Genomic DNA, 9,304 nt, shown 5'->3' on the forward strand with positions numbered 1-9,304 from the left:
TTTAAAATTCACCTGGTGTCCATTTAGGTGATTCTATAACTGGTGCTTGTTGCATTGGCTCAGTGAATGCTGTGCTATTTTGACCAGCTACATAGCCATCTTCAATAATGATGCTGCATTCTTCCCCAGTGCTTACACGTGTTGCGATTGCTTGTAAGCCCTCTTGCTCCAGCCATTGACCAAACTCCTGTAATGTCGCCATATCCATTTGCTCAAGCTTGTCCAATAAAATGAAGCCACAATCCGGCTTGAGCTTACGGACAATTGCTGTCGATACTTTTAACTGTTCTGCGCCCGACATGTTATCCCAACGTTGGCCGTTATAAAGAAGATCACCTTCAGCAACTGATAATCCTGGTAGTGGTAAATCTGCATTACTTAAAAGTTCTGACTTTTGGTGTCGTACTTCCTCAATACTTGCCGTTAATAAGTCGTACTGCTTTACGTACTCTTGCGCATCCATTTCAGCTTTATCTTTATCAAGATTTGCACGTACACGACGATTAATCTCATCGTTTTCTTGGATATTTGCTTCAAGTTCTTCCGTTGATTCATCAAATAAATCGAGCGCTGTTTTTTTAGCAATCTCCAAATCTTGTGCCGTCTTCGATAGAGCCATTTCAGCATTAGCCAACTGTTGCTTTAATCGTTCAACCTCCTGCGCCTGGAACGTATACTGACGTTCGTAATTTGCAAGTTGCTCACGTTTACGTTGATTTTCACCGTTGCGGGCTAGAATTGCCTGTTGTTGCTGAAGCAATTCAGAAATAGAAACAGGCTCTTTCGGTACATCTGGAAAATACGGCTGCTCTAGTGCGAATTTTTTCTTTTGGTCGGCAATACGTCCAATAGCGAGACGCTCGTTATAGAACTCTTTTTCCTGTTGTTCTAATTGATGTAATTGCTGACCTACACCAATAATTTGAAGGAGAATATTCGCCTTTTCTTTGCTTGTAGAATTCATAAATTTAGGTAAATTAATGGCCAACTCTTCTACGAAACTATCAAGGAGCTGTTGACCAGCCTTTTGTCCATTTGGATCCGTAACTTTTAAATCTGAATTCTTACCTTTACGCTCGACGATTAAGCCATTCGATAACGTAATTTGTAAATTTGGCGGAATGAGAGAACCTTCACGCGTTGCCTGTGATGGCTTATATTTATTGCCGCCTAGCGCCCATGCGATTGCATCTAACACACTTGTTTTCCCTTGGCCATTATTACCACCAACAATCGTTAACCCGTTTTGTGTTGGCTCAATTTTTACAGCTTTTACACGCTTCACGTTTTCGATTTGAAGCTTATTAATCTTAATTGTCATTATTGTCCTCCTCGTATTTTTAACCCCTGTCGTGCTAAGGCATGAATTTTTTCATAAGTAGGATTGAAGCTAGTCAATCCATTAGTAATCGACTCAATTTCTTTCAAAGTATCTAACAATTCAATGAGTCTACTTTTTGGAATCGTTACAGTTTCAACTTCTTTTTCAGCCATTGTCATTAACACCTCTTTTCGTGGTATAATGGCTTTGAAATTTGTTATTTTGAGAGCCTAAACCGGTGCAACGGTAAGGGCTCTTATTTTTGTTGTAGGGCTCGGCGTGCGATAAATCCACCGTCCGCATGTACTGATGAACGTGCATGCATATCAACTACAAAATGATTGTTTTCATTTGCATAAAACTGAAGCGCTTCACGTAATACATTGTTTTGGAAGCTTAAATCATAAATTTTTGCTAACGCTTGAAAAATGCTACTCTTATGAATTTGTTCAATTTCTGCATGCAATCTATTAAGCTCCTCATTGACGATATGAAACAATACTTCATCAACGCGCTCGCCCTTTTCCTTGTACTCGTTAAGCGCTGTACGTGCATCCATTCACTTCACCTCGATTCCGATAAGACCTAATTGAAAATCACGGACAAACTGATGGAATTCCCACCCTTTACTTATAAAACCGTTATCAACAAATACATCCCCTAGCCAATCCAGTAACGCGTCATTCATAAAATCACCTCACTTAATTAATTTGATAGCGCGTGCAATCGCCTCGGCCTCGTGAGGACTTTTCACATTATCCACAAGCTCTTTTAATACATTAATCACTTCCTGCTTTTCCGTGTCCGGTTGATATTTTTGCAGAACGATTTGGTTGTCATTGATGAAAATTTCTAAACCGTCCTTTTCTGCAATTCCCAAATTACGGCGTAATTCGATTGGTAAAACCACACGTCCTAGCTCGTCAACTTTGCGTACGATACCTGTTGATTTCATTGTTTTCTCTCCTTTTTTATTTTTATTGGTTCAGGTAAAATCGTTGAACCTAACGCTCCCTTTGAAACTTTCAAATTACACTTTTTGTACAAGTATGAAGGGAACTTTCCGTTTAATACCCTAATGCATTCTGCACGACTACCACTTGCATAGACAGTTTGAGTTTCTTGTCCAATTGCATGAAACACCTCGTTAACCACCTTTACCAATTTTTATTAAGGTTTTTATAAAAATCATATAAACCGCGTTTGCGTAAATCGAACACTTTTGTACGAATGGTATGTTCTGTTTTTCCGATAGCAAATGATATTGTCCTAATTTCATCAATTTCATAAAATTTGCAAATGTACTCTAAATCAGATTCGGTAAATGACTTACCATGTGAAAAATGAAAGTCTGGATGAAATTGCATGCGACCGAATCTGTCATAAGTGATATCTTGGTCGATTACTTCCATAAATCCACATTCACCCCTTTGTCAGCTGCATAAACAGATCCTTATTGCCTGTTACTAACGACTGATCAATTAAATGTTGACGGTTAGCTTCTTCCATTTCAGCCACCAACTTAACAGTATCTGGGGCTAAAAATATGCCGTCTTCTTCCACATAGCCGTGATATTCTACTGCAATAGTTCGTACTGTTGATAAAATGAAAGCCTTAAATGAATCCATGTTTAATCCTCGCTTTCCTCATAAATTTTCACTTCAAGGTCAAACTCTGGATTTTCAACTTCAAGCTCGTCTGCAATAATTTCTTCGACTTCACTTACTGGACGTAGTTGGCCTTTGTAGTAAATTTCTTGCTCTTCGCAAGCAGCGAGTAAAGCCGTTAAACTTGCTACTAAAATAAGCGTGCTTTTCTTCACTTAATTTCACCCCCTCTCGGCATTAATGCCATCAATTTTTACATTAAGAGCTAACAACGCGTAACGTATGCCCGCTTGCATACCCTCTTGGTAACCTTCCCAATGTGATGACGGGGCTTTTTGGTGATATAGCTTAACCAGGGCATCAATTAACACTGGATCGTGCTCAACTGAAGCTTGCCCCTCAACTTCGAAATGAATCATCTTTCTTTCACCACACTTTTCATTGCATCTGGAACGTATTCCATTAATAACTTGACCCGTTCGTCCGCTGACATGCTGCGCCATTGGTTTAAGTTGATTTTCAACTGATTGCCCCCTTTTTGAGCAATGAAATTCCTTGGGCTTCAAGCTTCGCGATGATAAGCTCTAACTCCTCATTCAACTTCATTGCGTAATCTGCACCGAAATGTTGTTCGTTCTTATTTAACATGACTTTTAAATAAGTACTTAATTGCATATTTTCCTCAAGTGTGAAGTTACTCATATGCTTTACTCCCCAATCCGTCATGCACCGCTGCCCACAATTCTCGCAAATTCTTTTTACCATCACCCCACTCACGTAAGAGCTGCATTGCCAACGATTCGTTAACACGTGATAGTTCTGATAATTTTTCCGGCAAGAACGCGCGCATTTTAACCAGTTCCATATTGATGGTTTTTTCTAGCATGAAAATTGCTCCTTTCCTTTTGATGCATGCAAGGTATTTCTAGTCCATTTCCTTGCGCCCCGTTGATGGGAATGATGTAAAGACACTTTTGATTAAATCGTGCATGTTAATTCGTTAAAACTACAGAATTTCTGTACTTGACCCGCAAAAAAAATAATACTATCAAATGGGACATTAACATTTTTGGCAAATTCATATCCCTGATCCATGCGTAAAATTCGTCGATACTTTTCATATTGAATATACGTTTTTTCTGACATGTTCATTTTCTCTGCCATTTCAATTTGAGTTAAACCTGCTAAAATTCTAGCTTGCTCCAATGTATATCGCATAGTAGCTCACCTCCTGAAAATAGAATACTACAGAATTTCTGTAGTTACAAGTGATAAAAACAGATAATCTGTATTTTTAAAAGTATTTGAATCAAAAGTTTCAGTTTTACTGTACAAAATTACAGATTAACTGTACAATGAAAATATAAGGAGGTGAAATCATTTTGAGTGTTGGACAAAAAATAAAGGCCTTAAGAAAAGAAAAAGGGCTTACGCAGAGTGAACTAGCCAATAAACTTAATGTAGTATCTACCGCTGTATCAGCATGGGAGAGAGATGCAAATAAACCAATGATGGATAAACTAACGATAATGTCAGAATTGTTTAATGTTCCAATTTCACATTTCTTTGATGTAGAGATTCCATCAAACATAATCCCTTTACAACCAAACATAGTACAAGTTCCTATCATTGGGAAAATAGCCTGCGGAGATCCGATCACTGCTGTGCAAAACATTGAAGGATATACTTATGAGTTTGCTGATTTTCTGCCTAAAGGTGAAATTTTCGCTTTAATCGCTAAAGGTGACAGTATGGAACCTACTATTGCAAACGGATCTAAGGTACTTGTAAGGGCACAATCAGATGTAGAAAATGGTGAATTGGCAGCCGTATTAGTAAACGGTGATGAGGAAGCAACTTTAAAGAGAGTGAAGAAACAGGGCGACACCATATTACTAATGCCCGACAACCCAGCCCATGAGCCGATTGTTGTCACTGAAAGTAATCCAGCACGAATCATAGGAAAAATAGTAAGAGCAATAATGGATTTTGATTAATTAGCGCTAATCAATCAAACACGAAAAAGAGCTGGCCCATTTGCCGCTCTTTTTTACTACTAAAATGAAAGGAGAATACAAATGGCTCAGGAAATCAAAGCAAGAAACGTATTGTGTGTAGCGATTTACATTCGCGTATCCACTAAAGGCCAAGAAGACAAATACAGTTTAGCTGCACAAGAACACGAATTGACACTTTATGCAAAATCGCAAAAATGGACAATAGTAAAGATATTTAAAGATGTAGATAGTGGAGCTAAATTTGATAAAAAAGGGCTCAACGCTTTACTGGATTGTGTAGACGATGGACTTGTGGATATTGTACTTGTAGCTGACCAAGACCGCCTATCTCGCTTGGACACAATAGACTGGGAAATTCTAAAAGATGCACTTCGCGAAAATAAGGTTAAAATTGCCGAACCTGGAACAATCATTAACTTAGAAAATGAAGATGATGAATTTCTATCGGATTTGAAAAATATTCTTGCGAAGCGTGAACGAAGAAAAATCAGACGGCGATATATGCGTGGTTTACGTCAATATGTACGTGAAGGTGGAATCTATGGACGTATCCCCTATGAATATCTTTACAATAAGCAAACGAAAGAGTTATCGATAAATGAGCAATTTGCGTGGGTTATACCATTCATTGACGATTTATTTTTACAAGGTTTCGGGACATCCAGCATTGCAACAGAGTTAAATAAAATTTCACGCACACCTGGTGGCGCCAAATGGCATGCTAATACGGTTTATCAAAGGTTGCGTAATCCTGCTTATTGCGGTGATTACAGTGTGACTTTCTCAAATGGCGAAACAATTGTTAATAAAGAAAAATATCCGCAGTTGCGAACAGTAGAAACGTTTGAACGTATAAAATACTTGATTGAAACCAATACAAAACCATTTCCCACAACTCGCAAAAACCATCACCCATTGGCGAGACTGCACATCACATGCGCTGAGTGTGGACGCAAAATAGCATTACAACAAGGTGAGAAATCCCAGTACGGTGGCTATCGATGGTATTTAGCACATAATTTCGGACTAGCAACTCCATGTCCATTAGACCAAAAGTATAATGCTGTACGTATTACGCGTCCGCTTGTATTAGCTGTTAAAAATATTTTATTAAGTGAGGACACAGCGAAAAATTATCTTGATATTGAATTTAAAGACGAATCACAAATCGCTCTGCTCGAGCAAAAAATATTAAATTTGCAAAAAATGATAAGTGATAATAACGGTAAAATCGACAAGTTGCTGGATTTATATTTAGATACTAAGTTAACGAAAGATAAATACGAAGAAAAAGTAAATTCGATAGAAACTGAAAACAAAAGTTTAAAAGTTAATTATGATGAGATAAATACAAAAATCGAATTGATGAAGGCAGAAAAATATAGCTATGATGCTCTAATTGAAAATTTAGCTGTAGTAGAAGAGCACCTTTCGACTATCCATCGAATCGATACCGAATACAGCGAGAAAGATAAAGAAGATTTGATTGCAGCGTTATTTGAAAACGCGCTTCTTTCACCTGCAGATAATACGATTACTTTTAAATTCACTACGTTTAATAATTTTCCTATCGATTTAACGGTTGCCATCGATGAAACGAATCAGGAATATGAAGAACGTTTATTACAACAGCAAAAAGAACGCTACAATTCCACACAAGCGATTTTGGATGCCCAGCCTACCCCAATTAGCTTTATGGAGTTAAAACGTCTTACTGGATTAAATGCACAGACATTACGGTTAGATGAAGAACGCTTTGGAACATATCGAAATATGAAATTAGGTAAAGGCAGCCCTGAAAGAAAAGCCGAAATTGTAAAAGGTATTAAAAGGCTGATTTCAAAGAATCCAAACATAACGAGCTTAGATATTGCGAAGGAATTAGGTAGTTCTCAAGGAACAATTCTAAAATATATTAAAGAGAACAATTTGCGCGAAGGTAGACAACGCAAGGGTTAAGGGCGTATCATGCGCCCTAACACTCATTGATATGATAAATGTTTTAAATTTATATATTCTCAACGGATATGATAAAAAGTACCACCAACATCTCTACTAAAGTAAATCCATTTTCGTTTTTCATGATTTTCACCTCGTCAAATAAATTCAATTACATCATACATTGGTAATAAAATGCTTAAATAGGCAGCGATTACACATACAGCAATGATTAAAAATAACAAAGGCTGAATGATGGCTAATGATTTGGCAATAATGCTTTCTAATTTTTCGTCTAGCAAATCACAATATAAAACAAGCTCCCTCCCCAACAAGCCACTAGCTTCACCATGTGCAATAAAATGCTCGAATTTCGGATAAAAATAACCCACGATTTGGACTGCATTGGCTAAAGTATCACCAAATATAAGCCGCTGCTGTAAGATGTGCGCAATATAGGCAATCTGCTCTTGGTGCTGCTGTGATTTTAATTGCTCGAATGCCTGTTGCAAAGACAGGCCCGCCAACAATAAGTTTCCAAGATTTCTCGAAAACTGCCGCGTTAAAACCAATCGCCAAAATAAACTAAGAAAAGGGATTCGAAATAATAAATTTAGTTGTAAATCCACACGCTTCTTTTTTACATAAAGAGCAAAACCGAGCAAGGAAAAGATTATGACCATACTAAAAATCACAATGAAATCAGGGATGTGTAAGAAAAATGTAGACCACTCGATGCTTGTTGTTGCGGTTTCAGTAGCTCTAGAGGAAATGACTGAGGACATATTCGGTAAGAAATACGTACGAAATGCTAGAAATAGCAGCACCAAAAATCCAAACAATATTAAAGGATAAGTTAAAACTTTCAAGAGCTTGGCCTTTGCTTGCTGTTGAAAGGTGAGCTGCTTGGCCACAATGTGAATCGTTTCATTTAATTGACCCGAAACTTCAGCTAGCTCGATCGAAATCAAATATTGCTTATTAAGGCCCAGAAATGTGAATACTTGCGTCACACTCCCACCACTCGTCAAGATTGCCTTTACTTGCTGTTGAACGGGCTCATAATGTTTGATGTGGTATGGCAGTAACATTTCAATACTATGCGCAAAGGTGTAGCCCTCGTTTAATAATGTTGCCGTGCGTTCTAATAATGTTGGAAATTCATGTGCCTTTATAATCGGTCTCGTGAATAGTTCACGCTTCCAAATCGATTCTTTAGCTAGAGGTATATTCATAGCGCCCTCCTGACAATTTATTCTTTTGCCCTAGAAGTGTAGCCTCTGTGGATAATTGATAAGCCGCATTATTTCGGATGGCTTCAAACACATCGTCCAAGTCCTGACCATGCAGCAACTCGAATAACGCCTTATATTCCCCACCCTGCTCCACTAATGTTTGACAAATAACCGCGCGCATCATTTGACGCATTTCCTCATAAGAAACAGATAAATCATGTAAGCGATATAAGCAATTAATGCTATCCTTCGCGTGAATTGTTGAGATGACTAAATGACCCGTAAAGGCGGATTCAATCGCAATCTTCGCCGTTTCCTTATCGCGTATTTCACCAATCATCAATACTTGTGGCGAATGACGTAACACCGCTTTTAATGAGGCCGCATACGTGACACCTGCCCTTTCATTCACTTGAATTTGAAGTAGCTCCGGTTGGACACTTTCAACCGGGTCCTCAATCGTGATGACATGGCGATTTAGCTGATTCGCGCAATAATGTAGCAAGGAATATAATGTCGTTGTTTTACCACTGCCTGTCGCACCACTTATTAGGATCAGACCACTGTCCTGCTGTACAAAACGCTCTAGCAGCTGTGCGCTTTCTTGAAAATGGCATAAATCCTGTAAGGGGATGGCATGGTTCTGCTTTAAAATTCGAATGGCGAGGCTTTCTTTTAAGTAGGCGGATGGCAAGGATGAGATTCTAAAGGAGTAATGAAAATCATGGAATTGTTTTTGAAAGGCGCCACTTTGAGGTTTGCGCTTTTCACTAATATCGAGTGCAGATAAAAATTTAAAATAAGAAATCATACGGATGGAAAGCTCGCTTGGACTTTCTCGTATTTTTTGAAAGTGACCATATTTGCGAAACATAATTTGATAATGGTCTTCTTTGGGCAGTAAATGTATGTCTGAGGCTTGAAAATCAATGGCTTGCTGAATGAGCTCAATGCACTTTTGTTCAATAATTGCTTCTTGTTCGATTTTACTTCACTCCCTCCATCTAGTTTATCCCTCAAAACGGGACAGTAAGACGCCCATCATCAACAGGCAAATTCACAAGACAGCTAAATGGGCAATCAGCTGTCCTTTAAGGCCCGATTCATGAAAGTAAATGCATGCCAGAAAATGAGCCTCTAAGCCATGCTTTTACTTTATCGAAAGTATATAAGATGCTCGGGAA

General features: G+C 38.2%; 18 protein-coding genes. 2 read left to right on the top strand and 16 right to left on the bottom strand.

Translation table 11 applies throughout. The features are described 5' to 3' along the window. Window position 1 precedes the first annotated feature (1 nt). The 13 genes from MKX47_RS12410 to MKX47_RS12470 form a co-directional block, all read right to left on the bottom strand. Window positions 2–1,321, bottom strand: coding sequence for an AAA family ATPase (locus MKX47_RS12410; RefSeq protein WP_340774596.1), 1,320 nt, complete (start codon window positions 1,319–1,321; stop codon window positions 2–4). Next, complete coding sequence (locus tag MKX47_RS12415; RefSeq protein ID WP_340774598.1) at window positions 1,321–1,494, bottom strand: hypothetical protein; 174 nt, start codon at window positions 1,492–1,494, stop codon at window positions 1,321–1,323. The genes MKX47_RS12410 and MKX47_RS12415 overlap by 1 nt, the downstream gene beginning before the upstream one ends. Before the next feature lie 83 nt (window positions 1,495–1,577). Continuing rightward, window positions 1,578–1,880 (bottom strand): hypothetical protein, encoded by a 303-nt coding sequence (locus MKX47_RS12420; RefSeq protein WP_340774600.1) that lies wholly within the window; start codon window positions 1,878–1,880, stop codon window positions 1,578–1,580. Next, complete coding sequence (locus tag MKX47_RS12425) at window positions 1,881–2,009, bottom strand: hypothetical protein (protein WP_340774602.1); 129 nt, start codon at window positions 2,007–2,009, stop codon at window positions 1,881–1,883. It abuts the gene before it with no gap. A 9-nt stretch (window positions 2,010–2,018) separates the two neighbouring features. Further along, window positions 2,019–2,276 (bottom strand): AbrB/MazE/SpoVT family DNA-binding domain-containing protein, encoded by a 258-nt coding sequence (locus MKX47_RS12430; protein ID WP_340774604.1) that lies wholly within the window; start codon window positions 2,274–2,276, stop codon window positions 2,019–2,021. After that, entirely contained in the window at window positions 2,273–2,464 is a 192-nt protein-coding gene (locus tag MKX47_RS12435; RefSeq protein ID WP_340774606.1) for a hypothetical protein, read from the bottom strand. The genes MKX47_RS12430 and MKX47_RS12435 overlap by 4 nt, the downstream gene beginning before the upstream one ends. Window positions 2,465–2,478: 14 nt before the next feature. Beyond that, window positions 2,479–2,733 carry a DNA-entry nuclease gene (locus MKX47_RS12440; RefSeq protein WP_340774608.1) on the bottom strand — a complete coding sequence of 85 codons (255 nt, stop codon included), beginning with the start codon at window positions 2,731–2,733 and terminating at the stop codon, window positions 2,479–2,481. Window positions 2,734–2,743: 10 nt separating this feature from the next. Continuing rightward, window positions 2,744–2,950: an IDEAL domain-containing protein gene (locus MKX47_RS12445; protein WP_340774610.1), complete on the bottom strand. Its 207-nt coding sequence runs from the start codon at window positions 2,948–2,950 to the stop codon at window positions 2,744–2,746. 2 nt (window positions 2,951–2,952) lie between these two features. After that, window positions 2,953–3,144, bottom strand: coding sequence for a hypothetical protein (locus tag MKX47_RS12450; protein ID WP_340774612.1), 192 nt, complete (start codon window positions 3,142–3,144; stop codon window positions 2,953–2,955). A gap of 6 nt (window positions 3,145–3,150) precedes the next feature. Next, window positions 3,151–3,348, bottom strand: coding sequence for a hypothetical protein (locus MKX47_RS12455; RefSeq protein ID WP_340774614.1), 198 nt, complete (start codon window positions 3,346–3,348; stop codon window positions 3,151–3,153). Window positions 3,349–3,448: 100 nt separating this feature from the next. Next, window positions 3,449–3,631, bottom strand: coding sequence for a hypothetical protein (locus MKX47_RS12460; RefSeq protein WP_340774616.1), 183 nt, complete (start codon window positions 3,629–3,631; stop codon window positions 3,449–3,451). Next, window positions 3,624–3,815 (bottom strand): hypothetical protein, encoded by a 192-nt coding sequence (locus MKX47_RS12465; protein ID WP_340774619.1) that lies wholly within the window; start codon window positions 3,813–3,815, stop codon window positions 3,624–3,626. The genes MKX47_RS12460 and MKX47_RS12465 overlap by 8 nt, the downstream gene beginning before the upstream one ends. A 92-nt stretch (window positions 3,816–3,907) precedes the next feature. Continuing rightward, window positions 3,908–4,147: a helix-turn-helix transcriptional regulator gene (locus MKX47_RS12470; protein ID WP_340774621.1), complete on the bottom strand. Its 240-nt coding sequence runs from the start codon at window positions 4,145–4,147 to the stop codon at window positions 3,908–3,910. A 164-nt stretch (window positions 4,148–4,311) separates the two neighbouring features. Here MKX47_RS12470 and MKX47_RS12475 point away from each other — a divergent pair, with 164 nt between their 5' ends. Further along, entirely contained in the window at window positions 4,312–4,926 is a 615-nt protein-coding gene (locus MKX47_RS12475) for a LexA family protein (protein ID WP_340774623.1), read from the top strand. A gap of 81 nt (window positions 4,927–5,007) precedes the next feature. Next, complete coding sequence (locus MKX47_RS12480) at window positions 5,008–6,906, top strand: recombinase family protein (RefSeq protein WP_340774625.1); 1,899 nt, start codon at window positions 5,008–5,010, stop codon at window positions 6,904–6,906. A 49-nt stretch (window positions 6,907–6,955) separates the two neighbouring features. Here the strand turns inward: MKX47_RS12480 and MKX47_RS21445 are convergent, their stop codons facing one another. The 3 genes from MKX47_RS21445 to comGA are packed head-to-tail and all read right to left on the bottom strand — an operon-like array spanning window position 6,956 to window position 9,105. Then, entirely contained in the window at window positions 6,956–7,030 is a 75-nt protein-coding gene (locus MKX47_RS21445; RefSeq protein WP_445683614.1) for a prepilin-type N-terminal cleavage/methylation domain-containing protein, read from the bottom strand. Window positions 7,031–7,043: 13 nt separating this feature from the next. Further along, window positions 7,044–8,120, bottom strand: a complete 1,077-nt coding sequence (comGB, locus tag MKX47_RS12485) for a competence type IV pilus assembly protein ComGB (protein ID WP_340774628.1) — start codon at window positions 8,118–8,120, stop codon at window positions 7,044–7,046. Continuing rightward, window positions 8,101–9,105 carry a competence type IV pilus ATPase ComGA gene (comGA, locus tag MKX47_RS12490; protein WP_340777808.1) on the bottom strand — a complete coding sequence of 335 codons (1,005 nt, stop codon included), beginning with the start codon at window positions 9,103–9,105 and terminating at the stop codon, window positions 8,101–8,103. Before comGA ends, comGB begins: the two co-directional genes overlap by 20 nt. Window positions 9,106–9,304: the final 199 nt, after the last annotated feature.

The sequence above is a fragment of the Solibacillus sp. FSL R7-0668 genome, from assembly GCF_038006205.1.
GTDB lineage: Bacteria > Bacillota > Bacilli > Bacillales_A > Planococcaceae > Solibacillus.

Bases quoted from the DNA above. Each gene is read 5' to 3' on its own strand.
- MKX47_RS12410 (WP_340774596.1), bottom strand. From the start codon at position 1,321: ATGACAATTAAGATTAATAAGCTTCAAATCGAAAACGTGAAGCGTGTA.
- MKX47_RS12415 (WP_340774598.1), bottom strand. From the start codon at position 1,494: ATGGCTGAAAAAGAAGTTGAAACTGTAACGATTCCAAAAAGTAGACTC.
- MKX47_RS12420 (WP_340774600.1), bottom strand. From the start codon at position 1,880: ATGGATGCACGTACAGCGCTTAACGAGTACAAGGAAAAGGGCGAGCGC.
- MKX47_RS12425 (WP_340774602.1), bottom strand. From the start codon at position 2,009: ATGAATGACGCGTTACTGGATTGGCTAGGGGATGTATTTGTTGATAAC.
- MKX47_RS12430 (WP_340774604.1), bottom strand. From the start codon at position 2,276: ATGAAATCAACAGGTATCGTACGCAAAGTTGACGAGCTAGGACGTGTG.
- MKX47_RS12440 (WP_340774608.1), bottom strand. From the start codon at position 2,733: ATGGAAGTAATCGACCAAGATATCACTTATGACAGATTCGGTCGCATG.
- MKX47_RS12445 (WP_340774610.1), bottom strand. From the start codon at position 2,950: ATGGATTCATTTAAGGCTTTCATTTTATCAACAGTACGAACTATTGCA.
- MKX47_RS12455 (WP_340774614.1), bottom strand. From the start codon at position 3,348: ATGATTCATTTCGAAGTTGAGGGGCAAGCTTCAGTTGAGCACGATCCA.
- MKX47_RS12460 (WP_340774616.1), bottom strand. From the start codon at position 3,631: ATGAGTAACTTCACACTTGAGGAAAATATGCAATTAAGTACTTATTTA.
- MKX47_RS12465 (WP_340774619.1), bottom strand. From the start codon at position 3,815: ATGCTAGAAAAAACCATCAATATGGAACTGGTTAAAATGCGCGCGTTC.
- MKX47_RS12470 (WP_340774621.1), bottom strand. From the start codon at position 4,147: ATGCGATATACATTGGAGCAAGCTAGAATTTTAGCAGGTTTAACTCAA.
- MKX47_RS12480 (WP_340774625.1), top strand. From the start codon at position 5,008: ATGGCTCAGGAAATCAAAGCAAGAAACGTATTGTGTGTAGCGATTTAC.
- comGB (WP_340774628.1), bottom strand. From the start codon at position 8,120: ATGAATATACCTCTAGCTAAAGAATCGATTTGGAAGCGTGAACTATTC.